The sequence below is a fragment of the bacterium genome, assembly GCA_024224155.1.
In the GTDB taxonomy this organism is placed as follows: domain Bacteria; phylum Acidobacteriota; class Thermoanaerobaculia; order Multivoradales; family JAHEKO01; genus CALZIK01.
Genome location: JAAENP010000425.1, coordinates 1 through 26,357, shown reverse-complemented (window position 1 = coordinate 26,357; position 26,357 = coordinate 1). Strand labels below are relative to the sequence as shown.

General features: G+C 63.5%; 24 protein-coding genes. 15 read left to right on the top strand and 9 right to left on the bottom strand.

Features of this window, described 5'->3' with window-relative positions:
• Positions 1–15: 15 nt before the first annotated feature.
• Entirely contained in the window at positions 16–1,284 is a 1,269-nt protein-coding gene (locus GY769_21070; GenBank protein MCP4204410.1) for an efflux RND transporter periplasmic adaptor subunit, read from the bottom strand.
• Between the two features lie 91 nt (positions 1,285–1,375).
• Between GY769_21070 and GY769_21065 the strand changes: the two genes are divergently transcribed.
• From GY769_21065 to GY769_21045, 5 genes are all read left to right on the top strand, one after another.
• The gene (locus tag GY769_21065) at positions 1,376–2,704 is read left to right on the top strand and encodes an acyltransferase (GenBank protein ID MCP4204409.1); all 1,329 of its coding nucleotides are present in this window, start codon (positions 1,376–1,378) and stop codon (positions 2,702–2,704) included.
• A complete protein-coding gene (locus GY769_21060) occupies positions 2,705–3,943 on the top strand; it encodes an aminomethyl transferase family protein (GenBank protein MCP4204408.1) in 1,239 nt (412 codons plus the stop codon). It begins immediately after the preceding gene.
• The gene (locus GY769_21055) at positions 3,921–5,546 is read left to right on the top strand and encodes an NAD(P)/FAD-dependent oxidoreductase (protein ID MCP4204407.1); all 1,626 of its coding nucleotides are present in this window, start codon (positions 3,921–3,923) and stop codon (positions 5,544–5,546) included. The genes GY769_21060 and GY769_21055 overlap by 23 nt, the downstream gene beginning before the upstream one ends.
• A gap of 10 nt (positions 5,547–5,556) precedes the next feature.
• Positions 5,557–7,080: an NAD(P)/FAD-dependent oxidoreductase gene (locus GY769_21050; GenBank protein MCP4204406.1), complete on the top strand. Its 1,524-nt coding sequence runs from the start codon at positions 5,557–5,559 to the stop codon at positions 7,078–7,080.
• A gap of 403 nt (positions 7,081–7,483) precedes the next feature.
• Positions 7,484–8,329, top strand: a complete 846-nt coding sequence (locus GY769_21045; GenBank protein MCP4204405.1) for a 3-hydroxyacyl-CoA dehydrogenase family protein — start codon at positions 7,484–7,486, stop codon at positions 8,327–8,329.
• A 129-nt stretch (positions 8,330–8,458) separates the two neighbouring features.
• Here GY769_21045 and GY769_21040 read toward each other — a convergent pair whose 3' ends face one another.
• Complete coding sequence (locus GY769_21040) at positions 8,459–8,947, bottom strand: DinB family protein (GenBank protein ID MCP4204404.1); 489 nt, start codon at positions 8,945–8,947, stop codon at positions 8,459–8,461.
• Positions 8,948–9,079: 132 nt separating this feature from the next.
• On the opposite strand from GY769_21040, the gene GY769_21035 reads away from it, so the two are divergent.
• The 6 genes from GY769_21035 (at position 9,080) to GY769_21010 (ending at position 14,592) form a co-directional block, all read left to right on the top strand.
• Positions 9,080–9,967, top strand: a complete 888-nt coding sequence (locus GY769_21035; protein MCP4204403.1) for a phosphate ABC transporter substrate-binding protein — start codon at positions 9,080–9,082, stop codon at positions 9,965–9,967.
• Positions 9,968–10,073: 106 nt separating this feature from the next.
• Positions 10,074–11,165, top strand: coding sequence for a phosphate signaling complex protein PhoU (gene phoU / locus GY769_21030; GenBank protein ID MCP4204402.1), 1,092 nt, complete (start codon positions 10,074–10,076; stop codon positions 11,163–11,165).
• 31 nt (positions 11,166–11,196) lie between these two features.
• The gene (gene pstC, locus GY769_21025) at positions 11,197–12,138 is read left to right on the top strand and encodes a phosphate ABC transporter permease subunit PstC (protein ID MCP4204401.1); all 942 of its coding nucleotides are present in this window, start codon (positions 11,197–11,199) and stop codon (positions 12,136–12,138) included.
• Between the two features lie 27 nt (positions 12,139–12,165).
• A complete protein-coding gene (gene pstA, locus GY769_21020) occupies positions 12,166–13,035 on the top strand; it encodes a phosphate ABC transporter permease PstA (protein MCP4204400.1) in 870 nt (289 codons plus the stop codon).
• Complete coding sequence (locus GY769_21015; GenBank protein ID MCP4204399.1) at positions 13,029–13,820, top strand: phosphate ABC transporter ATP-binding protein; 792 nt, start codon at positions 13,029–13,031, stop codon at positions 13,818–13,820. The genes pstA and GY769_21015 overlap by 7 nt, the downstream gene beginning before the upstream one ends.
• On the top strand, positions 13,813–14,592 hold the full coding sequence (locus tag GY769_21010; GenBank protein MCP4204398.1) for a phosphate ABC transporter ATP-binding protein: 780 nt from the start codon (positions 13,813–13,815) through the stop codon (positions 14,590–14,592). The genes GY769_21015 and GY769_21010 overlap by 8 nt, the downstream gene beginning before the upstream one ends.
• Here GY769_21010 and GY769_21005 read toward each other — a convergent pair.
• The 7 genes from GY769_21005 to GY769_20975 all read right to left on the bottom strand — a co-directional run bounded on the left by GY769_21005 (position 14,589) and on the right by GY769_20975 (position 21,564).
• Entirely contained in the window at positions 14,589–15,083 is a 495-nt protein-coding gene (locus GY769_21005) for a hypothetical protein (protein MCP4204397.1), read from the bottom strand. The genes GY769_21010 and GY769_21005 overlap by 4 nt on opposite strands.
• Positions 15,084–15,486: 403 nt before the next feature.
• Positions 15,487–16,062, bottom strand: coding sequence for a hypoxanthine phosphoribosyltransferase (locus tag GY769_21000; protein MCP4204396.1), 576 nt, complete (start codon positions 16,060–16,062; stop codon positions 15,487–15,489).
• Between the two features lie 3 nt (positions 16,063–16,065).
• The gene (locus tag GY769_20995) at positions 16,066–16,641 is read right to left on the bottom strand and encodes a hypoxanthine phosphoribosyltransferase (protein ID MCP4204395.1); all 576 of its coding nucleotides are present in this window, start codon (positions 16,639–16,641) and stop codon (positions 16,066–16,068) included.
• Between the two features lie 193 nt (positions 16,642–16,834).
• Positions 16,835–18,004, bottom strand: a complete 1,170-nt coding sequence (locus GY769_20990; protein ID MCP4204394.1) for a hypothetical protein — start codon at positions 18,002–18,004, stop codon at positions 16,835–16,837.
• A 227-nt stretch (positions 18,005–18,231) separates the two neighbouring features.
• Positions 18,232–19,506 (bottom strand): PAS domain-containing protein, encoded by a 1,275-nt coding sequence (locus tag GY769_20985; protein ID MCP4204393.1) that lies wholly within the window; start codon positions 19,504–19,506, stop codon positions 18,232–18,234.
• 7 nt (positions 19,507–19,513) lie between these two features.
• A complete protein-coding gene (locus GY769_20980) occupies positions 19,514–20,197 on the bottom strand; it encodes a response regulator transcription factor (GenBank protein ID MCP4204392.1) in 684 nt (227 codons plus the stop codon).
• Positions 20,198–20,235: 38 nt separating this feature from the next.
• A complete protein-coding gene (locus GY769_20975; protein MCP4204391.1) occupies positions 20,236–21,564 on the bottom strand; it encodes a hypothetical protein in 1,329 nt (442 codons plus the stop codon).
• Between the two features lie 206 nt (positions 21,565–21,770).
• Here GY769_20975 and GY769_20970 point away from each other — a divergent pair, with 206 nt between their 5' ends.
• The 4 genes from GY769_20970 to GY769_20955 all read left to right on the top strand — a co-directional run.
• Complete coding sequence (locus GY769_20970; GenBank protein MCP4204390.1) at positions 21,771–22,439, top strand: hypothetical protein; 669 nt, start codon at positions 21,771–21,773, stop codon at positions 22,437–22,439.
• Positions 22,440–22,569: 130 nt separating this feature from the next.
• Entirely contained in the window at positions 22,570–23,907 is a 1,338-nt protein-coding gene (locus GY769_20965) for a hypothetical protein (GenBank protein ID MCP4204389.1), read from the top strand.
• Positions 23,908–23,919: 12 nt separating this feature from the next.
• Complete coding sequence (locus GY769_20960) at positions 23,920–25,248, top strand: hypothetical protein (protein ID MCP4204388.1); 1,329 nt, start codon at positions 23,920–23,922, stop codon at positions 25,246–25,248.
• 65 nt (positions 25,249–25,313) lie between these two features.
• On the top strand, positions 25,314–26,357 hold a 1,044-nt coding region (locus GY769_20955; GenBank protein MCP4204387.1), incomplete at its 3' end, for a hypothetical protein.

Below are 26,357 nucleotides of genomic sequence, written 5' to 3'. Positions count from 1 at the left end.
CGATCAGCCTTGCAGCTACTCACTCTTTTCGGCCGTTTCGATCTCGTCGGCGGGCTCTCCTTCCGAGCTCTCCGACTCGAGATCCGCCCCCACCAAGCGCACCAGCGAGCCGTTCTTCAGTCCCGCCTGGCCGGCGATGACGATGCGATCGCCTTCCGCCAGCGCCTCACCCGCTTCGATGTTGTCGCGGTCCTCGAGTTGCGCCTCCACCAGCAACCGCTCGACCCGGTCTACCTGTTCCCCGTCTTCCTCCGCCTTCACCAGGCGGAAGATGAAGATCTGATCGGCGTCGTAGATGAGCGCCTTCTTCGGCACCAGCACCGCGTCTTCGTTGACGTCGGTGACCAGCTCTACCGAGACGTACATCCCGGGCAGAAGTGCCTCGCTTCTCGGGATGGCGACCGTCACCTTGATCGTGCCGCTCTTCGGATCGACGCGTGGGGCGATGCGGTCAACCGATCCGCGGCGCTCGGCTCCGCGCGCGGCCTCCGCGAGAATCCGCGCTTCCAGCTCGGGCCGGATCCGCCAGAGCTCTTTCTCGGGTACGTAGACCCGCGCCACGATCGAATCAAAATCGACGATATCGAACAGCACCTGCCCCGGCGCCACCTGGTTTCCGACGCTGACGTGGCGCTCGGTCACCGTGCCGCTGATCGGGGCTCGAACCTCGGTGTAGCCGAGCTCGCGCCGGGCGTCCTTCAACGCCAACTGGAGCTGCTCCAGCTCGTAGGTGGCCTGGGTGTAGGCCTGCTCGCTGATCAGCTGTTGTTCGTGGAGATTGGTTTGACGATCGTACTCGCGCTCGGCCTTGGCGAGCTGGCCGCGGGTGCGCTCGAGAGCCGTTCGGAGCTCGTCGTTCTGAAGGCGCAGCAGCACTTGCCCCTTGCGAACGTCAGCGCCCTCCTCGACCAGAAGCTGAACGACCGGAAGCTGCCGGGAGGCTTGGGAGACCACCTTGACCGCGCTCTCGGCCTCGAGGTTGGTCGAGAAACGCAGAACGGTCTCGATCCGGCCACGGGCCAGGTCGACAACTTCGATCGGAACGGCCTCTTCCTTGTCCTCGTCGTCCTCGTCCTCGTCGTCGCTCTTCTTGCCCTTCTTGGCCTTCTTGTCGCTCTCGTCGTCGCCCGTCCTGTCCGTGCCCGAGTGCTCGGTGGCGTCGGAGTCGCTGGAGGAATTCTCGGCGCGCGAGCAGGCCGTGCTCCCGGCAAAAGCAAGCGCCAGGAGCGCCAGCAGCACGGTGAGCGAAGACGCCTGACGCAACCGCTCGAAAAATATAGGCATTCGAAGTTCTCCCCGCGGTCTTTCCAAAGACCCTAAACTACTACGTTTTACGGACCTGCCAGTTTCCCGCTTCCGCGCTAAGCTCGCGGAAATGGCCGACTCCTCGAACCGTTCGGGCGCCTGGGATCGAGCCCTCGCCATGGCCGATCGGACGCCTCCGGCACGGAACCGCTACGCGGATTTCTTGCGCGCGGCGTCGATCGGCGTCGTGGTCATGGGGCACTGGCTGATGGCGGCGCCTTATGTGAGCAACGGCAAAGCGGAGCTCGGTCACATACTCGATCTCTCGCCCTGGAGTCACTGGCTGACCTGGGCACTTCAGGTCATGCCGATTTTCTTCATCGTCGGCGGGTTCTCGAACTCGATCTCCTGGCAGAAGGCCCAGGAAAGGGGCAAGACCTACGCCGACTGGCTGAGCTCGCGCCTTCGACGCCTGGTCAAGCCCGTGCTGCCACTGCTTGTCGCCTGGGCGCTTCTGGGCGCCGGAGCGCAGCTGCTCGGGGTCGCGCCGCAGACCCTACGAGTCGGCTCGCAAGTCGCGCTGGTGCCAACCTGGTTTCTGTCGGTCTACCTGATGGTGATTCTGGCCGTGCCCTGGACCCATCGGCTCTGGCGAGGTCTGGGTATGGGCTCGTTCGCGGTCCTGGCGGCCGCGGCCGTGGCGCTCGACGTCGGCGCTTTCGGAGCCGGATTCACCTGGCTGCGCTGGCTGAACTATGCCTTCGTCTGGGCCGCGGTTCACCAGCTGGGCTACGCCTGGCGCGCGGGCCGACTCGCCGGCTGGCGAGCGCCTGCGCTCGGGGCCGGCGGCTTGGCGGCGCTCTTCGGCCTGGTTCACCTGGGGCCGTATCCGATCAGCATGGTCGGGGTTCCGGGTGAGGAGATCTCGAACAGCCTGCCGCCGACCATCGCACTGCTGGCGCTCGGCATGTTCCAGGGCGGGCTTCTGCTGTTCGTCGAAGCTCCCGCGCGTCGCTGGCTCGAAGGCCGGCGCGCGTGGGCGACCACGGTACTGGTCAACGCCAACATCATGACCCTCTTCCTGTGGCACTCCACCGTGCTGGTCCTCGTGATCGGCGCCCTGGTGGCACTGGGCGGACCGGGTTTTGGAATCGAGCCGGCAACCGGGGTCTGGTGGTGGTCGCGCACTCTCTGGGTCGCAGCGCTGGCGGTTCTACTGCTGCCCTTCATGGCTGTCTTTGGCCGCTTCGAGCGACCCCGAAGATCGGCAGATAAAGGGGAAGCCAGCGGCTCGGCTCCTTCCTCCTGGCGGCTGCTGCTGGGCTCGGTACTGTTCTGCCTCGGGATCGCGCTGCTGGCGCTCGAGGGGGTGGGTGGTGGAGAATTAGGGGTACGGGTCGGCGTTCTGGCAATGCCCTTCGCCGGCGCGGTCATCGGCGGTGTCGGCAGGAAGTCCTGAATGCCCATACCTTCCCCGTTTCATTCGCGCACCTCGAAGCTGTGCACCAGCTTGCGCTGGAAGGACTGGGCCGGGTACCACGCCGTGTGCTCGTACCGATCCTGCCATGAGCCCGAGTATTTCGCCCTGCGCCACGCCGCCGGGCTGATCGATGTGACACCGCTGTTCAAGTACGAGGTTCACGGCCCGGATGCGGCCTCGTTCTTGGCACAAGCCACCGTGCGCGACATCACCCGACTGGGCGTCGGCCGGGTGACCTATCTCTGCTGGTGTGATGACGACGGCAAGGTCGTCGACGACGGCACGGTGACGCGGCTCGAAGAGGACTACTTCCGGGTCACCGCCGCCGAGCCCTCGCTGTCCTGGTTCGAGCGCTTGACACGCGGCCACCGGGTGGCGATCGAGGACAGCACTCAGCGCATCGGCGCGCTGGCCCTCCAGGGACCGAACTCTCGCGAGATTCTGCGTCAGGTTTGCGACGCCGACATGGACGCGCTCAAGTTCTTCCGGGTCGTCCGGGCCCGGGTGGACGGCGTCGGGGTCTTCATCTCACGCACCGGCTACACCGGCGATCTCGGCTACGAGATCTGGGTCGAGAACGCCAGCTCGCCTGGCTCCTCTGGCTCCCCTGGCTCGCTTGGCTCAGATACCCCCGCCGAGCGCGTCTACGACGCCGTGACGGACGCCGGTCGAAACTACGGCCTGCTGCCCGCCGGACTCGACGCCATGGACGTGACCCGAGTCGAGGCCGGTTTCATCATGAACGGTATCGACTACTTCAGCGCCCACCATTGCTTGACGGAAGATCGTAAGTCCTCGCCCTATGAGCTCAACCTCGGTTGGACCGTCAAGCTCGACCGCGATCCGTTCATCGGGCAAGCGGCACTCAAACGTGAGAAGCAAACCGGGCCGAGACGCAGGTTTGTCGGTCTCGACATCAGCTGGACGGAGCTCGAAGAGGTCTTCGCCGGCTATGGTCTGCCACCCGAGATCTCGTCCTCGGCCTGGCGCGACGGCCGGCCGGTCTACGACCGTGACGGCCGCTGGATCGGCCAGGCGACCAGCGGCGCCTGGTCACCGACGCTCAAGAAGAACCTGGCGCTGGCGCTGATCGAGGCGCCGCTTGCCAACCTCGGCGATACCGTCGAAGTCGAGCTCACCGCCGAGTACCGGCGCCACCGAGTGACCGCAGCGGTCGCCAGGCCACCGTTCTTCAATCCACCGAGGAAGAGAGCTTGAAAGAGTGACCGCGAGGCAGGCCAGCGGCCGCTACGACGCCGTCGTCATCGGCGGCGGGCACAACGGCCTGGTATGCGCGGCCTACCTGGCCAAGGCCGGGCAAAAGGTCCTGGTGCTCGAGAAACGCCACGTTCTCGGCGGTGCGGCGGTGACCGAGGAGCTCCATCCGGGCTTTCAGTTCTCGGTCTGCTCGTACGTGGTCAGCTTGTTTCGGCCTTCGATCATCCGCGACCTCGACCTCGCGAGCCATGGCCTGGAGATCATCCCGCTCGAGACCGCATTTACGCCCAGGGTCGGCGATCGTGGGCTTTGCCGCTGGAGCGATCCCGGCAGGACTCGACACGAGATCTCGCGTTTCAGTCCACGCGACGCCGAGATCTATCCCGAGTTCAGCCTGACCATGACCAGGAGGGCCCGGTTCGTACGCAACATCATCGATTCCCCCGCGCCCGACCCGACCTCCTGGAATCCAGCCGAGCTTTTCCGGCTCTTGAAGCTGGGTCGCGAGCTTCAGCGCGGCGGCGCCGACAACGTCAACATGAACTTGAAGCTCTTGACCATGAGCGCGGTCGATTTTCTTGACCGGTGGTTCGAGTCCGAAGTCCTCAAAGCCCCGATGTCGGTGAGCGGCATCATCGGAACGTTCCTCGGCGTTCGCTCACCGGGCACCGCCTATGTTCTCTTGCACCACTACATGGGCGAGATCGACGGTGCCTTCCGATCCTGGGGCTACTCGAAGGGCGGCACCGGCGGCGTGAGTCTCGCCTGCGCTCGCGCCGCCGAGAGCTTCGGCGCCGAGATCCGATCCGAAGGCGGCGTCGAGCAGGTACGGGTCAAGAACGGCCGCGCCACCGGCGTCGTCCTGGCCAACGGCGACGAGCTCGAGGCCAAGACCGTCATCTCCAGCTGCGACCCGAGACTGACCTTTTTCGGTCTCGTCGGCCGGAACCACCTCGACGGCGAGTTCGTCGAGCAGATCGAGCGCTACAAGCTGCGCGGCTCTTCGGGCAAAGTCAACCTGGCGGTAGATCGTCTGCCGAGCTTCCACGGTCGCGAGGGCACCGAGTTCCTGCGCGGCGACATCGCCATCGCTCCCGGCATCGACTATCTCGAACGCGCCTACGACCAGGCCAAGTACGGGGAGTTCTCCGAACGCCCCTACATCAATGTGGTCATCCCGTCGATCATGGATCCGAGCGTCGCGCCGCCGGGCAAGCACGTGATCTCGATGTTCGTCCAGTACGCGCCCTACGAGATCAAGGAAGGCCCGGAGAACTGGCCTTCGAAACGCGAGGCCTTCGGCGACGCGGTCGTCGACACTCTGGCCGAGTACTGCCCGGGATTGAAGGAATCGATCCTCTACCGGCAGGTGCTGACGCCATGGGATATGGAGCAAGAGTTCGGCCTGAGCGAGGGCAACATCTTCCAGGGCGAGCTGAGCCTCGAGCAGCTTCTCTTCCAGCGCCCGGCCGCGGGCTGGGCCCACTACAAGACCCCGATCAAGGATCTCTGGATGTGCGGCTCGGCGGCGCATCCCGGGGGCGGACTCATGGGCGCACCCGGTCAGCTCGCCGCTTTCTCGATCCTCGGCTCCGGAAGGTAGCGGGCTAACAATGAGCGAGCGTTACGACGTCATCGTCATCGGAGCGGGCCACAACGGCCTCACGACTGCAGCACTACTGGCCAAAACGGGCCGGCGAGTGCTGGTCGTCGAAGCCCGCGATCGAATCGGGGGCCTCGCCGGCGGCGACGAGTTCCACCCGGGCTATCGCCATACGGGCTTGCTCCATGACACCTCCGCGGTGCGGCCGTGGGTCGTCGAGGACCTTGACCTCGACAGGCACGGCCTCGAGCGCTCTGCGCCCGCGAATCTCCTGATTCCGCACGTTGACGGCCCCGGACTGGTGCTTTCGGACAGCGGAGCCGGCGTCGAGGGTTTGGAAGCGTCCGACGCCAAAGCCGTCGGCAAGTACAACGATCTCCTCCATCGGATCGCTCCGGTGCTCAGACGATTCCTGGATCGGCCGCCGCCCGATCTGGTCGAGACCCGACCCGGTGACCTTCTCCGGCTCGGCCTCTCCGGACTGGCTCTACGCCGGCTCGGCAAGCGCGACATGATGGAAGTTCTGCGGATCGTTTCGATGCCGGTCGCCGACTGGCTGAACGAGTACTTCACCTCGGACCTGCTCAAGGCCGCCCTCGCCGGCCCGGCGGTCTACTCGACCACCACCGGACCGAGGTCCCCGGGAAGCAACGCCAATCTCCTGCTCGCGGCGGCAATGGCTTCACGCCCGATCGCCGGTGGTCCGCAGGCCCTCGTCTCGGCCCTCGAAAAGGCCGCTCGCGGCCACGGCGTCGAGATCCGAACCGGAATCGCGGTCGAGCGAATCCTGCTGGAAGACGACCGCGCCTCCGGCGTCGAGCTTACGGGCGGTGAGAAGATCACCGCCGGTGCGGTCGGCGCGTCTTGCGATCCGAAGCAGGTCTTTCTCGATCTCTTGCCTCCGGGGTTTCTCGCCCGCGGATTCGAGTCCGACCTTGTGAACTTCCGTTCGCGCGGAACCACTGCCAAGGTGCATCTCGCGCTCTCCGGCTACCCCGACTTCTCGGCGCGCCCGGGCCGAGTCTTTGGGCATGTCCGAACCGGCGAGAGTCTCGACGAGCTCGAGCGCGCCTTCGACGCCGTCAAGTACCGCCGCTTCTCCGAGCGACCGGTCTTGGACATTCGTTTTCCGACTGTGGAGACTCCGGGTCTGGCGCCCGAGGGGCACCATGTGGCGTCCATCCTGGTGAGCTTCGCACCCTTTGAGCTCGAGGTCGGCTGGACCGACGAGGCCCGAGAGCGGCTCTACCGGAACGTCGTCGCAGTGCTCGAGGACTACGCACCCGGGGTCGAGGATCTTGTCGTCGGCCGCGAGACTTTGACGCCCACTGACGTCGCCGAGAAGTACCGGCTCACCCAGGGCCATCTTTTTCACGGCGAGCACGCGCTCGACCAGCTCCTGATCCGGCCCGTGCCCGGGTGCGCCCGCTACGAGACACCGGTTCCCGGCCTCTACTTGTGCGGCTCGGGCTGTCACCCCGGCGGCGGGATCACCTGCGCTCCTGGCGCTCTGGCGGCTCGAGTCATCCGATAGCGAGGGCACGTCGACGGCGGTCGGCAAGCGATTCACCAGGGGATGGCTCGAGCCAAAAGGCCTGCAACGCTCGGACTCTCGCCTGCGCGCCGCTTCGCGCAAGCCGTCAGAGGCCTCCGGATCGCTCCCCTGGAGCGCTCGCGGCGAGCCCCCTGGGCGAATCGCCCGCCGAACCACCTTGCCGCTTGCTCTGCCGTTGGGTCGCCCGAGTTCGTTCGACTCCGCTCAAAATGACGGACGGCTGTGCCTGGAAGGGCCGCCCGCGTGCCTCCTGGAGCGAAGCCTCTCCGTGCGAGCGAAAGGAGAGCACCGGCGGCCCACTATCAGAAGGCATTATCTAACAATCTCGGGTATCCTCACGCTCGTGGAAATCAACACCCTTTGCGTCACCGGTGCCGGCCAAATGGGCTCCCAGATCGCCATGCTCGGAGCTCTCGCGGGCATCGAGACGCGGCTTCACGATATCTCCCAGAATCAGCTGGACTCGGCGGTCGCGACCAACCGCAAGCACATCCAGCGGCGCGTCGACAAAGGCAAACTGACCTCCGAAGAGCTCGAATCCGCCTTCGGCCGCCTGACGACGAGCGCGGATCTCGAGATCGCCGCCAAGGGCGCCGATTTCGTGATCGAGGCCGTGGTCGAGCGCCTCGACCTCAAGCGCGAGATCTTTGCCGAGCTCGACCGCCTGTGCCCACCTCACGCGATCCTCACGACGAACAGCTCGTACCTGATGAGCTCGGAGATCGCCGATGTGACAGCGCGGCCCGACAAGGTCTGCAACATGCACTTCTTCTTCCCGCCGTTGGTGATGCGCCTGGTCGAAGTGGTGCGCGGTACAGAGACCTCAGACGAAACGCTCGACATGGTCACCAGCCTGGCCCGGCGAATGGGCAAGCAGGCCGTGCTGCTGCACAAGGAGATGCCGGGCTTCCTGGTCAATCGGATCCTCCGGGCAATCTCGAACGAAGCCTACTTCCTGCTCGAGAACGGAGTCGCCTCGTTCGAGGACATCGACAACGCCTGTCGCCTGGGCTTGAACCACCCACTGGGCCCGTTTCAGCTCGCCGACTTCTCCGGGCTCGACATCGGCTACAACGCTCGCATGGAGATCTTCAACCGCACCGGACGCGAAGAAGACGCTCCAGCGCCTTCTCTCAAACGTCGGGTCGAGCGCGGCGATCTGGGCCGAAAAACCGGCCGCGGCTTCTACGACTACTCGACCGACCCGCCGACGCCGACCGAAGACTAGCGTCTCGACGGCTTCGGGGCCACTGCGTCGTTGTAGCGGCCGAGCTCTGCTTGCCCTCGAGCGAAGCGAAGGGTCTCGACCGTGTTCGTTGCGCTCGGCTCGCTAGGTCATCCGGTCGGCCGCCGCCCTCTAGCGCGCTCCCTTGGCGCCGAGGCGCTTCAACAGCTGGATCTGGCCGGCGTGGTAGAGATCGTGGGCCGCGATTCCCGAGACCAGCTCCAGATTGCTGACCGTGCTGCCGGCTGGAACATAGTGTAAATCCGATGCTCGGAGACCCGCGATGGCGTTCCGCATCGAGCGATGCGTCTCGACGAGCAACCGGACGTCCTGCTTCCAATCGGCCGCCGACTTGCCCTGCGGCCTGGGAAACCAGTCGGAGCCCTTGTGAGGGAACGATCCGCGCGGCTCGCCGAGCAGCCGCCTGCGAACCGCGTATTTCCAGTAGGCGGCGTGCAAGGTGAGCTCCCAGATGTTGTGGCGCGCGGGAGCGGGCCTCCAAGAAGCCTGCGCGTGCGTCACTCCTCGCAGCGCCCCGCGCAGGTTGGTGCCATGCCACGACTTCTTGTCGAAAGCCTGGTCAATCGCCGCAAGGAGAATCTCGAGTTGTCCGGAAGGCATGGCGGCCAATACTAACCCGCCCTCCTACCCAGTATCTGTCACAACAAACCCGACTCTTTGCCACACCGCTGTAACAAGCCCTCCATACCGTCGTAATTCGCGGATCCAAACCAACCGCGGGGAGGAACATCGATGAAGAAAGCTCTAGCGGGCGGCTGCCTCGTCGCGGCAGCGCTCACCCTGGCCGGCTGTGGTGGCGGCGGCGAGCGCGCCTCGAGAACCGTGCTCCAGAACAAGGGCTCGGACACCCTGGTCAACGTGGCCCAGGCCTGGGCCGAGAACTACAAGGAGGTCAATCCGAACATCGCCATCGCGGTCACCGGCGGCGGCTCCGGCACCGGCATCTCGGCGATGATCAACGGCACCGTGGACATCGCCAACGCCAGTCGCAAGATGAAGACCAAGGAGCTTGAGATGGCCCGGAGTAACGGCATCGAGCCGGTCGAGCACACGGTTGGCTTCGACGCCCTGGCGATCTTCGTCCATCCCGACAATCCGGTCGACGAATTCAATCTCGAGCAACTGGCCGACATCTACGGCGAGGGCGGCACCACCAAGACCTGGGATCAGCTCGGCGTCGAGGTACCGGGCTGCTCGAGCGGCGAGATCATCCGCGTCAGCCGCCAGAACAACTCGGGCACCTACGTCTACTTCAAGGAGGCCGTGCTCGGGAAGCAACGTGACTACGAGCTCGGCTCGCACGACATGCACGGCTCGAAGGACGTCGTCGACCTGGTCGAGAACACCCCCTGCGCGATCGGCTACAGCGGCCTCGCCTACGCCACCGAGCACGTCAAGATGCCATGCGTTTCCACGGATGCTGAAGGAGGGTGTGTCAGTCCCTCGGTCGATACGGCAATCGACGGCACCTACACGATCGCGCGGCCATTGTTCATGTACACGGCCGGACAGCCCGAGGGAGCGGTCAAGGAATACCTGGACTGGATCCTCTCCCAGGAAGGGCAGTGCATCATTTTGGACAAGGGCTACGCGCCGGTCTTTTCGGTAAGCTGCGGGTAGCTCGAGAGTTCTCGGCAGGCTTCCACCAGGGACCGGGCCGGCTGTAAGCCGGTGGCGACCCACCCGGGAGGTTGTCGTTTCGTTTACCGCAAGCCAAGGAACTGCCATGAGTCACTACGAAGAGCGTCTACAGCAGGATCTCGATGAGATTCAGGGCCGGGTCGATGCCATCGGTTCGACCGTCAGGAAAGCAACGAAGAGGGCGATCGCCGCCTTCTTGACCGGCGACAAGGACCTCGCCTCCGAGATCATCCTGGGAGACCGACCGGTCAACCGAGAAATCCGGGATATCGATCGCCTTTGCCACGTTTTCGTCGTACGGCACCTCCCCAGTGCCGGTCCGCTGCGCTTCGTCTCTTCCGTGCTGCGGCTGGACGTCGAGCTCGAGAGAATCGGCGACTATGCGGTCACCATCTGCCGCGAGGTCATCCAGCTCTCTGAGAAGCCACCAGGCAAGCTCATGAGCGACATCGAGTTGATCTCCAGCCAAGCCATAGAGGTGCTCGAGCAGGCCCTCCAGGCTTTCAAGCAGGGCGACTCCGAGCTCGCCAAAGAGACCCTCGAGACAGCGAACCAGGTTCGCGCGACGTTTCAGAAGGCCTATTCGGATCTGATGAAAGCCGCCAGGAAACAAAAGCGTGAGGTACAGGACCTCTTCGCCCTACTGACCGTGCTCGCCAGCATCGGTCGGGTCGCGAGCCAGGCCAAGAACATCTGTGAGCAAGTGATCTTTGCCAACACTGGTGAGGTCAAAGGCGAGAGGTTCTACCGAATCCTGTTCGTGGACTCACACAACGACAGCCTGAGCCAGATGGCGGCGGCCTTCGCGCGCAAGGCCTTTCCCGCTAGCGGGGAGTACGAGAGCGCCGGTTGGGAGCCCGCCGAGAAGGTCGACATGCAGTGCCTTCACTTTCTCGACCGCAAGAATTTCAGCACCCGCGGCCTCGAGCCACGGCCCATGCCGGCGACCCTCGAAGAGCTCGCCGAGTTTCATCTCGTGATCGGACTCGAGCCAGGAACACGAGAGCGATTCGAGGAGGTTCCCTTCCGCACCGTTGTTTTGGAATGGGACATCGGCGGCTACACACACGATCTGGACCAGGAGCGCTCACAGGCAATGCTGAAGGCGGCCTTCAAAGAGATCAAACACGACATGCGAGAGCTCATGGAAACGCTCCGCGGCGACGAGGCCGACTGAGCGCGAGCTGGCGCCCGACGGACCGACGCGAGTGAATCAATCAGCCGTCAACACCCAGGCGCGCCACGACCGCCGGCGAGACGGAGACCGGCGTGACCGCGACTGGTACATCGACAAGGCCGTGCAGGCCCTGGTCTTCGTTGGCGGAATCTCCGGGATCGTTTTCGTCATCGGCATCTTCGTCTTCATCACCAAGGAGGGATTCGGTTTCATCACCGACACGCTGGACGTCGGTGAATTCTTCACCTCACCACGGTGGCGACCGACCTCAGACCACAACCCGACTTACGGCGCGCTTGCCCTGATCGTCGGTACCGGCAGTGTGACCGGCCTGGCGATGATCGTGTCGGTTCCGTTCTCTCTCGGCGCAGCGATCTACATCGGCGAATTCGCCAAGGGCAAGACCCGAGAGACCCTGAAGATCCTGGTCGAGCTCCTGGCGGCCATACCTTCAGTGGTCTGGGGCTTCATCGGCCTTTCGATCATGAATCCGTTCATCATCAAGACCTTCGACGTTCCGATCGGCCTGAACGTCCTCAACTCGGGCCTGATTCTGGGTTTGATGGCCGCACCGATCATGACCACGATCGCCGAGGACGCTTTGAAAGCGGTGCCCGACACCTACCGGGAAGCCGCCGAGGCGCTCGGCGCGACCCGTTGGCAGGTGGTGCGTCGAGTCGTCCTACCCGCGGCCAAGAACGGGCTCGTTGCCGCCGTCCTGCTCGGCGTCGGCCGCGGCTTCGGGGAGACCATGGCGGTTCTGATGGCCAGCGGCCACTCGGTGAACCTGCCGACCAGCGTGTTCGATTCCGTCCGCGCTCTCACTGCCACGATCGCGGCCGAACTGGGCGAAACCGCGGTCGGATCCGACCACTACCGAGCGCTCTTCACGCTCGGAATCCTCCTCTTCATCGTGACCTTTGTGATCAACCTGACCGCCGATCTCGTGGTTCGCGGCATCCGAAAGAAGTAAGCCCCGAGGCATCCGAGTAGGTATCCAATGTTCGCGCCCACCGAGCTCAACTATAGAAACAAGCGCAACGAGCGCCTGGTCCGCCTCCTGTTTCTCTGGATGGCGGCCATGTTGATCCTGCCCGTCCTGATCATCTTGAGCATCCTGATCTACAAGGGTGGACCGATGATCTCGTTCGATTTCCTGTTTACCGAGCCCACCAACGGCATGACCGCCGGTGGCATTCTGCCGGCTTTGGTCGGAACGGTGTGGCTCGTGGTCGTGGCGCTTCTCGCTTCGGTCCCGATCGGAGTCGCGGCGGCCCTCTACCTGAGCGAGTACGCGCCCGAGAACTGGCTGACCCGAGCCATCAATCTCGCGATCATCAACCTTGCCGGCGTGCCCTCGATCGTTCACGCCTTGTTCGGCGTCGGCGCCTTCGTGCTGTTTTGCAGGTTCGGCACCAGCATTCTCGCCGCCAGCCTCACCCTGGCCGTCATGACCCTGCCGGTCGTCATCGTCGCGACCAAGGAGTCCCTTCAGGCCGTGCCGCAAGCGTTTCGCGAGGCTTGCTGGAACATGGGCGCCACCCGATGGCAGACCATCCGGCGAGTGGTGCTGCCGAACTCGGTGAGCGGCATCCTCACCGGCGTCATTCTCGAGGTCTCCCGTACCGCCGGAGAAACCGCGCCGATCATGTTCACCGGCGCGGCGTTCTTCCTCCCCTTCCTGCCGCAGAGCGTCTTCGATCAGACCATGGCCATGTCGCTGCATCTCTTCGTCATCTCGACCCAGGTTCCGGATGTCCCGGAGGGGCTCCCGTTCGGTGTCGCCCTGGTCCTGATCAGCATGGTCCTGGCAATGAACGCCCTCTCGATCGCTTTTCGCACCTACCTCCGAGGCCGTAAGAAGTGGTAGCCGGTCCACAAGACCAAGACGGCCTCCGGCCTCGGCCTTTCGTCGAGGTCAAGAAACTGGCGATCAGCTACGGCCCCAAGAAGGCTCTTTCGGGCGCCAGCTTCGACATCTTCGAGAACGAGATCTTCGGCATCATCGGACCCGCCAACAGTGGCAAGACCTCGTTTCTGCGCGCCCTGAACCGCATGGACATGTTCGTGCCATCGATGAAGGTCGATGGCACGATCAAATTCGACGGCAGCGACGTCCGGCGCTGGAAGAACGTCTACGCCCTGAGACGGCGCATCGGCGTCGTTTTCCCGCTGCCCGTGGGCCTGCCGCTCTCGGTCTACGACAACGTCGCGCTCGCGCCCAGGCTGGCCGGCATCAAGAAGAAGCCGGATCTGGACGTGATCGTCGAGCGCTGCCTGACCCGGGCCGCGCTCTGGGACGAGGTCAAGGATCGTCTCGACTCTCTCGGAAGCCTTCTGTCCGGTGGCCAGCAGCAGCGGCTCACCATCGCCCGGGCGCTGTCGCAGGATCCGGATCTTCTGCTCCTCGACGAGTTCTCGATCGCGGTCGATCCGGTAACCACAATGCGCATCGAGGACGTCCTGAAAGAGCTCAAGGACGAGATCACCATCATCCTGGTCACCAACCTGGTTCAGCAGACCCGCCGGCTCTCCCAACGCACAGCCTTCTTCCTGTCGGGCGAGCTGGTCGAGGTCGGCGAAACCGAGAAGCTCTTCGAAGGCGAGGTCGCCGACGAGCGGACCAAGGGCTATCTGGAGGGGCGCTTTGGCTAAGAAAGAAGCCCCGGCGATTCGCACCGAGAAGCTCAACCTCTGGTACGGGACCTTCCAGGCCCTTTTCGACGTCGACCTGGAGATCAAGAAGGGACTGATCACGTCTTTGATCGGACCCTCCGGGTGCGGCAAGACGACTCTCCTGAGAAGTGTCAACCGGATCATCGAGCGGCTCGGCTATGTCCGCACGACCGGTAAGATCGAGGTGCACGGTCACGACATCTTTGCGCCCGAAAACGAAATGGTGCAGGTGCGCAAGGAAGGCGGTATGGTCTGCCAGCGGCCCAACCCGCTGCCGCTCTCGATTCGCGACAACGTCCTCTTCGGCTACCGGCTGCATGAGGCCGATGCAAGGACGTTGTCGAAAGCGGATCGCGACGGCATCGTCGAAGAAGCTCTGCGGGAGGTCCTGCTCTGGGACGAGGTCAAGGACCGGCTCGACCGCACGGCGACCGACCTCTCGCTGGAAGAGCAGCAGAAGCTCTGTATCGCGCGCCTCTTGCCGGTCAAGCCCGAGGTCCTGCTGATGGACGAGCCCTGTTCAGCGCTTGACCCTGCAGCCACCGAAGCGGTCGAGGAGCTGATCTGGAAGCTCGCGGGCGAGTACACGATTCTGATCGTCACCCACAACATGGCCCAGGCCCGGCGTGCGAGTCACGAGTGCATCTTCATGCTTCTAGGCAAGGTCATCGAGCACGACCTGACCGAAGAGCTCTTCATGACACCCGAGGACCAGCAGACCGCGGACTACATCGAAGGTCGCTACGGCTAGCCCGACTCTCGTTCTTCCTGCAGCGCAAGAAGTACCGGCATCAGGAGTCGATCCTTCGCTCGACCGGCACCGGCCTTGACCTCGATCAAAGTCGGCAGGTCGAGCACCCGAATCCGCAACGTCTCGTCTCCCACGCTCTCGGTTTTGGCCAGCAAATCGTCGTAGTCCCGTCCATCGTGGAGAGTTCCGAGAAGATCGATCGGGCCCAGGTCCGTCAGCAGTTGCAGCTGACCACCGGCTTCGAGGAGGCCGCGAGTCGGCTTCAGATCTCTACCGGCCGGATCGCGCACAACCGCGTGTAGCTCTTCCAACAGATTGCGCAGGCGGTCCAGGTTCTCGGGAGACCTCTCGTGAACGATATCGAGGTCCCAAGTAGTCGTGGGCGCTCCATGAAGAACCGCCGCGGCACCGCCGATCACCAGGAAATCGACGCCGGCCTCGACCAGTGCCTCGATCAGGGCAGCGAGATCAGCTTGCTTGGGTCGATCCACGACGGATCCGGGAAAGCGCAGCCGTCGCCCTGGTACTCGCCCGAAGACGGTCGCGGTGAGAAAGACTGAGCATCCAGCGAAGCAGAGTCCGATCCACCTCTGCCGCGGCCGCGACGATCAGAGGATCCAGGCGAAGCGCCTGCACGGCATTCCGCGCCGGGAGCACTTCAGAATCCCTGACTTCAGGTAGCCCCATGAGCCGAATGCTAGCACCGCGCCGTAGCGGCCGACTTCTACGACTTGACATTCCGAGGGAGCCGTGCGACCGAGGAATCCCGTCGGCCGACCGGTGAAGGGCTTCGAGAACCGATGTCGAAGGACTCCTCACTATCGCTCGGAATGACAACCGGCGGGCAGCGTCATTCGACCGTCTTTCTTCTCTGTCCCACCCCACGCTTCTGGCCTACCGATTCACTCCTTCAAGTATCGGCTTCAAGAACGGCTTCTCGCGGTAGATCTCTTCCCGAGTCAAACCGTTGAGTTCCCAGGGCAGCACCAGCCACTTGTCGGTTTCGTAGAGGTAGTAGTCCGGCACCCGGTCGGTCCGTCTGCTGGACGGCCGGTACCAAGGAACCGCGACCCGCACCTGGCGTGGCATATTGCGCTTGGTTCGATGGGCGAGCCGGTCGATCACCGCTTGGACGTTCAAGCCCGAGCTGTAGACGTCGTCGACGATCAAAAGGCCGTCCTCGGCATTCAGGTTTTCGAGCAAGTACCGGGTGCCATGGACTCGAATCGCCTCCGCGTTGTCCAGCATCGCCTTGTAGCTGGTCATCCCCCGATAGGAGGTGCGAATCGAGATGTGATCGGTCTCGACCCCCAGATACTGGAGGCACTCCTGCACGGCGATACCGACCGAGGTTCCTCCGCGCCAGACCCCGACGATGACCGTCGGCCGAAAGCCACTCTGATAAATCTTTACTCCTAGTCGGTAGGCGTCCAGCAGAAGATCTTCTTCCCGGATGAACTCTTTCTCCATAAGCTACTCTGACACCTGAGCCACCGACCCCTTGATGACCTCCCAGACCTCCGGCCGCTTCTCGCGAATCTCGTCTATGGTCAAGCCCTCGAGCGAGTACGGGAACTTGATCCACCGGTCGGTCTCGTGGAGGTAGTAGTCCGGCACCAGATCCGTCTCGTTTCGCGACGGCTTGTAGTACGGCACTGCGACCCGGATGTCCTCAGGAGTGTTTAGCCGCGACTTTTCTCGCAGATGCGCGATCAACGCCTGGATCGTGTAGCCAGTGTCGAAAACGTCGTCGACGATCAACAGGCGATCCTCGAACTCGAGGTTCTTGATCAGGTAGCTGGTCCCGTGAATGCGAACTGTCGGAGACCGACCGTCGATTCCTTGATACGAGGACGTCCTGATGGCGATGTGGTCGGTAGGTACCCCGTGGTAGTCGAGAAACTCCTGGACCGCCATACCGATCGGCGCTCCGCCCCGCCAAATGGCGACGATGAAGCTCGGCTTGAACCCGCTTTCGAGGACTTTCGCGCCGAGGCGGAAGGAATCCTCCAAGAGTCCCTGCGCGCTGATGTAGAACTTCTCGCCCATGGAAAGTGTCAGCCGGCCCCGGACCGCACCAGAGTACCCCAGTCCGCGTCCACCTCGAAGAGAGGAGAAGACGGTCGAGACAAGCTGTTTGGCCCGGACAGATAGGTAACAGGTCGACCCGGGGACATAGGTTACAGCTCGGATCTGGGGGCGGGGCGGACGACCGCGGTCGTCCGCCTGGATTAGGCTACCGCTAGAACACGAACTGCCACTGGAGGAGACCGGTGTCCGCGTCGTCGCCTTTGACACCAAACACATTCTGTCCCATGCGATAGGTGAACTGGACCTTTACCTTGTGCTTGTTCCAGAAGTAGTTGATGCCGAGCTCCGTAGCGTCCCACGACGTCTCATAGTTGTCGGCGTCCAGGGTCTCCCAGGCTGCCACAAGCTCGACTGGACTGCCCTTCAGCATGTAGCCGCCTTCGATCTGCATCTTGTCGAGATCGGTGGTACCGCCGCGGTATACCCCTCCGGTGAAAGTCGGATCGACGGTGTCGCCGGAGATCAGCTGATACTCGGCGTCAACCGAGAGACCTTTGCCGCGGACGCCGGCGCTCAACTCGAAACCCTCGGCGCTATCGAGATCCGGCTTCGAGGAGCTTGTGCTCAAACCCGTGGTCGGGTCGGTACGCGTGTTGTTGTCGTCGTCGTTGGCCCAGGTGAATGCCGCGACGCTGAACGAGCTCTTGAAGCCGTCGCTGTGGAAGTCCCCTTGGTCGAACTTCATCGCTCCCCGGGGGTGGAAATCGACCCGCCCCGCGACCACGATGCCCTGGTTCCAATCCGCGGCGTTGTTGGCCGGCGAATCGAAGTCCATTATTTTGGCATCGGGGTCGAGCTGCTGGCTACCGAGCGCGAGGGCCCAATTGACCTTCTTGCTGTCGTTGTGGCCCTCGAGCTTGAAGCCGAGCTGCCGATCGGGTGTGCCGAAGTTGTGGTCACCGACGAAACCACGCTCGACGGTCTGCTGACGCTTCGACGACGTCAAGAACTCACGCGAGAACGGTGTCTTCGAATTGCCGATCGTGAGCTTCTTGTTCTTCCAGCCCTTGTACTGCATGTAGGCGTCCTTGACCGCAACCTCGTTGCCGTCGAGGCTTTTGCCGAAGTCGAACTGGATCTTGCCGACCCAGTCCTTGGACACCGTGCCTGAGATATAGGGGCGCAAGCGGCGGAAGAAAACCTCGTCTCTCGCGTCTCCGTCGTCGGGATCGACCCTCGCATACTGGATCTGAATGCGCCCCCCGATCTCGATCTTCTTGTCGCCTTCTTCATAGACGACAACCCCCGCGGCGGCAGGCGCAGCCAGAGTCGCTACCGAAGCAAGCGCGGCAAAAGCGCCGCCAAGAACTCTCTTGAACACGTACTTCTCCTCTCTTCTTTCCTTACTATTCGGACAGTGTTGTGTGGAGTCTTATCGGCCGGAAGCCCGAAGAGGCCGCCTAACACTCGCTAACCTAGAAAGCATGAGGCGCAAACTCACGTCGCCCTTGTGACAGCCCGGTGACAGGTTTCGTGGAAAGCTGCGCGAGATCTCTAGCAACTGCTGGAGGACGACAAGACCGTCAAGGTGATCCGCATGTGGACCCACTACGAGTAGGTGGTTCTGGCCGACGGAAGCCGCACACGAAACAGCGAGCCGCGGCCGAGCTCGCTTTCCACCTCCACCGTGCCGCCATGCAGATTGGCCGCGTGCTTGACAATGGCGAGACCCAGTCCGGTGCCACCCTCTTCCCGGGAACGGCCTTTGTCTACCCGGTAGAAGCGCTCAAAGAGCCGCTCGGTCGAGTCGGTCGGGATGCCTATTCCCGTGTCCTCTACCTCCAGCACGACATCGTGCCCAGACTGCAGCAATCTGACCTGGATCTCTCCACCGGCTCGGTTGTACTTCACGGCATTGGCGAGGAGGTTGGCACACAGTCGCTCTAGCGCAACGGCGTCTCCCTCGATCACGCGAACCGGTCGCAAGTCGGTCTCGAGATCTAGTTTCTTCTTGGCAACCCTCTCGCCCACTTCCTCGACCGCTTCCGCAACGATGCGGCCCATATCGACGTCGGTCATGCGTCCTTGATCCGCGGCGTGCTCGAGCCGCGACAGCGTCAACAGGTCGGAGAGCAACGCTTCGAGACGCGTACATTGCTTGAGGATCCGTTTGAGGAACCGCTTCGACGCCTTGGGATCGTCCTTGGCACCATCCGTCAGCGTCTCCGCAAAGCCACGAATCGCCGACAGCGGGGTCTTCAACTCGTGCGAGACGTTGGCCACGAAATCGCGGCGAATCTCAGTCAGGCGCAGGAGCTCGGTGACCTCTTCGGCGACCACGACCGCGCCGCCCGATTCGCTCAGAGGAGCACTCTTGAGAATCAGAGTCCTGGATGTTCCAGAATCGGGATCCGGCAGCTCGAGCTCGATCTGTTGCTGCTGCTGGTCTTCGAGCGTCGCGGTCAGCATCCGATTGAGGGCGGTCCGGTTACTGAGCTCTAGCACCGACTCCCCCTCCACCTCGTCGCCCAGGCCGAAGAGCTCGCGCCATTGGGGATTGGCAAGAGATACCCTGCCGTTCGCATCCGAGACCAGGACTCCTTCCGACATGCCATCCACAACAGCCTCTAATCGCTGGCTCTCCGATTCGACCTGGCTCAGGCGTTTGTCGGCGTCTCCCGAGAGCCGACTGAGCCGCGCCTCGGCCGCCCGGATCACTAGATGGCTCGCGGCGACCGAAATCAGCCCCACCACCACTGCGCTCGCTCCCAAGACCTTCGCAGACGGGATCTCACCGAATCGGCTCCAGAAGAGAACCAACAACGCGATGCTAAGAAACACGGCGCCGAATACCGCGAGAAACGTCTTGAAACCGAAGCTCAAGCTGGGCTCAGGCCTTCAGCCGGTAACCGACGCCGATGACGGTCTCGATTCGCGTCGCTTCTCGACCGAGTTTCTTGCGTAAACGGCGAACATGCGTATCCACGGTGCGACTATCGACGTCCTCGGAGTATCGCCAAACGTCCGCAAGGAGCTGGGTTCGCGTTTGAACTCGCCCAGCCCGCTCCATCAGGACTCTAATCAATCGAAACTCGGTCGCCGTCACCTCGACTTCGATCCCGTTCACAAGCAACCGATGGGCCGGAATGTCGAGTTCCAACCCACCCACGCGCGACGTCTCGGCTCCGGAGGGCGAACCGTTACTCCGGCGAAGAACCGCCTTGACTCGCAAGACGACTTCTCGCGGGCTGAACGGCTTCGCCAGATAATCGTCAGCGCCCAGCTCAAGGCCCACGATGCGATCCACCTCCTGGTCCTTGGCGGTGAGCATGATCAAGGGGATCTCGGCGGTCTCGCGACTTCGCTTCAGAAGCCGAGTGATCTCGAGGCCGTCCATTCCTGGAAGCATCAAGTCCAGCAGCAACAAGTCCGGCGGGTTCTTCCGAATTCCCTCGAGAGCTTCATCACCTCTCGAAAACGCGTCCACGGCATAGCCTTCGCGCTCGAGGTTGTAGCGGAGGATTTCGAGAATGTCGGGCTCATCCTCGACGACGACGATTCGCTGACGAGACATCAAACGAGCTTAGCAGGAGGCCTATCTGTTCCTCGGGCTCAGAAGCCGTAGATCGTCGACAGCGACAAGGTGTCCACCAAGTCCGAAATGTCGACTCCGACATCGAGCTGGAATCGCCGAAAAACGAAACCGACTCCGGCGCTCCAGTGGATCTCGTCCTCGCCACGCCGGAACAGAGCCTGATCCAAGATCTCATCCGGCTCCGCCGGGCCTTCAAACCGCAGCCGGTGGTCGGGGTCCAGCCAGACGCCCCCGCGCAAGGCGATCACCGGCCTCCGCTCGAGAAAGACAAACTCCGCACCCAGGTGGAGCTCATCCGCGTCGTCGATGAAGGTTTGGTTTTCGAAAGTGATGCTCTCGACGATGGCCGAGTACTCGACCCGGTCCCACTCGAAGCTCAGAGTCAGGCGATCGCCGGGGGCGCGGTAGCCGAGGCCCAGGCCGTAGACGTCGGGAAACGAGAGCGGCGAGGTGAATCCGAACAGCGTGGTTCCCGGCGGCAAGTCCGGATTGGAACGGCCCGAGCGGATCTCGACGCTGAAGTCATCCGTTTCCGGACCCTCCCGGTAGGCCCCACCCACCCGCCAGTGCGCGGTCGGACTCCACAGGAAGCCCGCCGTCAAGCCCCAGTCGGAGTCGTCCACCTTGAAGAAAAGGTTTTCGAAGTTACGTTCGGGCCGGTAGGGGTTGCGCTCGAAGAAAGCGTTCTCAATATCGAACGTGAAACGCTCTTCGGTGCCGGTCAGCCCGATGTCGAAATAGACCCAGCCGACACCGAGGCTGAGGGTATCGGTCGCCTGCCAGGCTCCGGTCATACCGTAGCCCACAATGTCGTAGCTGGTGGCAATGCGTCGGTCGAGCTCGCGCCGGAAACCGGTGTCGGGCGGGAACGGAGTCGCAAAGAGGCCCTGGGTCTCGCCCCTGAACTCGAAGTTCGAGAACACGTGCCGGTAGAACGCCAGCGACCATCGATTCTTGGGGTAGACGTAGGACAGGAACGAGAGCTCGGCCACTTCCTGTTCGGATTGGCCCAGCCGCAGCCCTGGGACCCGGTCGAGACCGAATCCGCTGGGCTCACCGCTGATCCGACCGCCGACGGTGTAGGGCGTCGAATAACTCACCGTGCGTCCCTCGACCGAGACCTCGGGCTCGATGATCTGCACCAGTCCGGCAGGGTTGGCAAACGCGGCGGTGGCGTCGTCGGCCAGGGCCATAAAAGCGCCGCCGAAGCCCAGGCTACGAGCACCCGGGTTCGAGACGCTGAACTGGAAGGTGCTGAATCCTGCTTGCGCCTCGACGGCGACCGGCACGGCAAAGAGGCCGAAACAAAGCAAAGCAAGCGCCTGCAGGCGCACTCCTTGTGCCATTGATCGATTTGTACCCGATTCCGCGTCTCACGCAACGACTTGCAGGGTGGGAGACCCCGGCCACCCCCCCGGGCGGGCACTGGCTGGAGCCGCCTGGCGCTGACCGGCGCATAAGACTGCGGTAATTGAACCGCAATGTCGCGTGATTGAGTAGAGCGGGTCCTCTCGAAGCCCGCCGAAGGGAGTACGAGATGAGAAGAAATGGATTGCTAGCTTTCGCAGTCATGCTCTCGGCGTGCACCGCCGTTCACTACGAATCGCCCCGATTGGCCGAGCGCGAACCCGCCCGGGACACGGTCGCGGTGCTGCCATTCGAGATGGTCTTCACGGGTCAGGTCCCCGCCGACGTCAGCCCGGACGAGATCCTGGCCATCGAAGAAGCCGAGAGCCTCGCCTTTCAGCACGCCTTCTACAACCGGCTTCTCGATCGCTCGAGCGCGACCCGCAAGCGGCCGATCCTGGTCCGCCTCCAGCCCATCGAAACCACGAATCGCATTCTGAGCGAGAGTGAGATCGGAATTCGAGAGAGCTGGGACCTGCCGGCCGAAGAGCTCGCTCAGACACTCGACGTAGACGCGGTGATCCGGACCCGCGTGGTCAAGGAGCGCTATCTCTCCGACCTGGCCTCGTACGGCACCGAGGTCGGCCTGGAAGTTCTCCATCGAGCGACCGAGGGCCGCAGCGACTGGCTGATCCCGCCCGGTCTGACCCGGACCCACGACATCCACGCCGACAGCGAGCTGGTCAGCTGTCCTGACGGCGATCTGCTCTGGAAGGTCGAGGTGCATCGGGCCACGGATTGGCGGCGTCCGGCCAACGACGTCATCGTCGGGATCACCGGAAAGCTATCGAAGAAATTCCCCTACCGTGGCTGAGCCTACAGTAGCTGAGCCCGCCGGACGGAGCCCGCCGCGAAGCTGTGCCGGCTACCCGGTCGGGGTGGCGCGGCTCCCGTCTCTGAGGGTATTGAGGGCACTGCCAACGCCTGCCAGGGTCGATCCAGCGATGACTCCTCGGGTTCGCAGTGTGCGCGCCATGTTGGTGGTGTGTCTGATGTGCGCGATCGCGCCGGCCGCGCTGAGCGCGCAGGCCAACACGAGCCTCGAGTTCAGCTTCTCGAATCCCGGCGCGCGCAGCCTCGGTTTCGGCGGCGCCTTCATCGCCCTGGCCGACGATGCGACCGCTGCATTCGCAAACCCGGCCGGCCTGATCCAGATTGCAGAGCCTGAGCTCTCCGTCGAAGGGCGGTCCTGGAGTTATTCGACGCCCTACACCAGCGGCGGCCGAGCGGCCGGAGAGCCCACCGGCCGGGGCATCGACACCGTAGCGGTCCCACTGCGAGCGGAATCAACGGCGGACCTCACCGGACTCTCCTATGTTTCTCTTGTCTACCCACGCACGCGCTGGTCATTGGCCTTTTTCCAGCATCAGCTGGCGAACTTCGAGTTCGGCCTGGAGACCCAGGGGCTCTTCGGCCCGGTCGCCGGAGTTTCCGACAACTTCAGATCCCAGATCCAGACCAGTCGCATCGACCTCGAGATCCTCACCCGGGGGCTAGCACTGGGATTCCGCGCCGGTGACAAGTGGAGCCTCGGTCTCGGCCTGTCTCATCTCGACCCCAGTATTCTCATTTTCGGCTGGGACTATCTCCCGGACGAGAACACGGTCGAGAGCCACTTCTCGGAGGCGTCCTTTCTTCCGGAACGGTTGGAACAGATCGTCACACTCGAGGGCAACGAGGCCGACTGGGGCCTGACCGCGGGATTCCTGTGGCGTATGACGGAGCATTGGAACCTGGGCGGTCTCTACCGGCAAGGAGCGGATTTCGATTTCGAGTTGAGTCTCGAGGCCGGTCCTGCCGATCCCGATCTCCCCCCCGGTTTTCGGATCGTCGATGGCTTCGAGGCGCCCTACAGCTTTCCCGACGTTTTCGGTCTGGGAGCGGCCTACCGTTCGCGGGACGGCCGCTGGACCGGAGCCTTGGAGTGGAAACGTGTCGAGTACTCGACCTTCCTCGAGAGTCTTCTTCCCCAGCAGCGGGACGACGGGGAGACCCTGGACGATGCCGACGAGATCCATCTCGGCGGCGAGTACGCCTTCTTCGCCGGCACCTCGGTGCTGGCTATCCGCCTGGGCCTCTGGCACGACCCCGACCACCAGATCCGCAGCGAAGCCGACCCTGCTGAAGAACCCTTTCTCCGGGCCATCCTACCGGCGGGTGAAGACGAGCTGCATCTAACCGGCGGCTTCGGCATCGCCTTCGAACGACTTCAGATCGACCTGGGAATCGATCTTTCCGAGCGCATCGACACGGCGTCGCTCTCGGCCATCTACGGTTTCTGAGGTCAGGCTTCGATGTCTTTCTCAACGGCAGTTGGAACCCGCACTCGAATGGCGCTGGCGGTATGTCTGACGGCTCTTGCGCCGGCGGTTCTGAACGCCCAGGTGATTACCACCGTCGAGTTCAGCTTCTCCAACCCGGGCGCCCGCAGCCTTGGGCTCGGTGGCGCGTTCGTGGCTCTCGCGGACGACGCCACCGCGGCGTTTGCCAATCCGGCGGGGTTGATTCAGCTCACCGAGCCCGAGGTCTCGATAGAAGGCCGTTCCTGGAGCTCCACGACGCCTTACACGTCCGGAGGACGAGCCGCCGGCGAACCCACCGGACTCGGTATCGATACGATTGCGTTCCCGCTGCGCGGGGCGTCGAGCGCGGATCTGACGGGGCTCTCGTTCGTCTCGCTGGTCTACCCGGCGCACAGCTGGTCGTTTGCGTTCTTCCAGCACCAGCTGCTCAACTTCGAGATGGCTCAGGAGATCCAGGGTATCTTCACGCCCGGTCAGGGTATCGCGGGGACCTGGCGTGGTCCGATCGAACGGGCTTTCTTCGACTTCGACATCACCACCCACTCTCTGGCCGCCGGCTATCGCATGAACGATCAATTGAGCCTAGGGCTGGGTTTGTCCTACTTTGATCCCGCGACATACTTCGTCGGCGACGAGTATCTACCCGACGACGATACGGTGGCGGGCTACTTTGCAGCCGCATCGTTTCTACCCGAGCGGTTGTCGCACCATGTCCGAGGCGAGATCTCAGGGGGTGATTGGGGCCTGACGGGCGGCTTCCTGTGGAGCTTTGCCCGCGACTGGAGGCTAGGCGGCGTTTACCGGGAAGGCCCCAAGCTCGCGCTCCGTGGAGTTCTCACCGCAGGTCCCGTCCATCCGGACCTTCCACCCGGTCAGAGTGTCGACATCGGCACCTCACCTTGGCATTTCCCGGACGTCTACGGCCTGGGACTCTCCTACCGATCCACGGACGGCCACTGGACCGCCGGTTTCGAATGGAACCGAGTCGAGTACTCGGTCGTCATCGAGAGCCTGGCGCCGGAGCTCTCTTCCGGGCAGACCATCGACGATGCCGACGAGCTGCACGTCGGCGCTGAGTACGCCTTCTTCGTAGGCCCAGCGGTCTTGGCCGTCCGCCTGGGGGCCTGGCAGGATCCCGATCATCTGGTGCGGGACCGGACCGGCGATCCCCTCGCTAGAGCCGAGACGGTTCCCGGTGAAGACGAGCTACACATGGCCGCCGGCTTCGGTGTCGTTTTCGAAAAGGTCCAGATCGATTTCGGAGTGGACGTCTCGGAACGCCGAGACACCGCCTCGCTATCGACCATCTATAGCTTCTAGGAGAGGTATTCAAGAAATCGTACATGCGACCGCAAGCGACTAGGACTCTCTCAATCGGACCGGGCATGTGGATCGCGCCGTTGATGGTGCTGATCGCCGTGCTGACCGTCCTGGCTCCACCAGCGCTCGCCGACCTCTGGTACGAGCACTACGCCGCGGCTGAAAAGGCCCTGTCCGATGAGCGCTGGGCCGACGCGATCGAAGAGCTCAACAGCGCCATCGAGAAGAAAGGCGACTCCGGGGCCCGCGCGCGGACCTACGGCATGAAGTTCACCGCCTACTTCCCCTATCTCAAGCTGGGCATCGCCTATTACGAGCTCAGCCAGCTCGACGCTGCGCTCCAGGCGTTCGAGACCGAGGAGCGCCTTGGCGCGATCGCTCAGTCGGAGCCCGATCGCGCCGAGCTCGAACGCTACCGACAGCTGGCGCTCGCGGCACAGCGATCCGCGGTCGATGAGGAGGCCGAGCGAATCGGTGACGTCGTCCGGGAGAGCCTGATCGCGGCCGACCGGCTCGAAGGCGAGAACGACATCGAAGGAGCCATTGCCGCCCTGGGAAGGGCACTTGCGGTCGCACCCGAGGACTCCCGCGCCCTCGAAACCCTCGACCGCCTGCGCTCCGAGCTGGCAGCGCAGCAGCAACGCCGGGATCTTCAAAAGAGGATCTCCGAGCTCATCGATCGTGGCCGGAGCCTGCACGCTCAGGGTCTGTTCGCCGAAGCCTCGAGCGTCTTGCGGCAGGCCCTGAGTCTGACCGAGGACTCCGAAGCCCGAGCCCTCTTCGAAGACGCTCAGCAGCAGCTTCGGGGCCAGATCCAAGCCGACGAGCGTTCGCGCTCGGTCGCACTCGCTCTCACCGAGGCGGCCGATCTTCAACGCGCGGGCCGGACCGAAGAAGCCCTCGAACGCCTTCAGCCGACTCTCGCGCTCGAGCCCGACAACAGCGAAGCGCTGGCTCTCGAGCGCACCTTGCTGGACCTGAGGGCGCAAGCGGACCAGGACCGCCTCAGAGGCGAAGCCGTCGAAGGTTTTCTCGCCGAGGGCGAAACGGCATTGGCCACAGGCCGGTTCGAAGACGCTCTGGCGGCGGCCAACCGGGTCCTTGCCGTC

Coding starts and splice junctions, on each gene's coding strand:
- GY769_21070 (MCP4204410.1), bottom strand. CDS start 1,284: ATGCCTATATTTTTCGAGCGGTTGCGTCAGGCGTCTTCGCTCACCGTG.
- GY769_21045 (MCP4204405.1), top strand. CDS start 7,484: ATGGGCTCCCAGATCGCCATGCTCGGAGCTCTCGCGGGCATCGAGACG.
- GY769_21040 (MCP4204404.1), bottom strand. CDS start 8,947: ATGCCTTCCGGACAACTCGAGATTCTCCTTGCGGCGATTGACCAGGCT.
- GY769_20995 (MCP4204395.1), bottom strand. CDS start 16,641: ATGGGCGAGAAGTTCTACATCAGCGCGCAGGGACTCTTGGAGGATTCC.
- GY769_21050 (MCP4204406.1), top strand. CDS start 5,557: ATGAGCGAGCGTTACGACGTCATCGTCATCGGAGCGGGCCACAACGGC.
- phoU (MCP4204402.1), top strand. CDS start 10,074: ATGAGTCACTACGAAGAGCGTCTACAGCAGGATCTCGATGAGATTCAG.
- GY769_20980 (MCP4204392.1), bottom strand. CDS start 20,197: ATGTCTCGTCAGCGAATCGTCGTCGTCGAGGATGAGCCCGACATTCTC.
- GY769_21060 (MCP4204408.1), top strand. CDS start 2,705: ATGCCCATACCTTCCCCGTTTCATTCGCGCACCTCGAAGCTGTGCACC.
- GY769_21035 (MCP4204403.1), top strand. CDS start 9,080: ATGAAGAAAGCTCTAGCGGGCGGCTGCCTCGTCGCGGCAGCGCTCACC.
- GY769_20975 (MCP4204391.1), bottom strand. CDS start 21,564: ATGGCACAAGGAGTGCGCCTGCAGGCGCTTGCTTTGCTTTGTTTCGGC.
- GY769_21000 (MCP4204396.1), bottom strand. CDS start 16,062: ATGGAGAAAGAGTTCATCCGGGAAGAAGATCTTCTGCTGGACGCCTAC.
- GY769_20960 (MCP4204388.1), top strand. CDS start 23,920: ATGTCTTTCTCAACGGCAGTTGGAACCCGCACTCGAATGGCGCTGGCG.
- GY769_21065 (MCP4204409.1), top strand. CDS start 1,376: ATGGCCGACTCCTCGAACCGTTCGGGCGCCTGGGATCGAGCCCTCGCC.
- pstA (MCP4204400.1), top strand. CDS start 12,166: ATGTTCGCGCCCACCGAGCTCAACTATAGAAACAAGCGCAACGAGCGC.
- GY769_20965 (MCP4204389.1), top strand. CDS start 22,570: ATGACTCCTCGGGTTCGCAGTGTGCGCGCCATGTTGGTGGTGTGTCTG.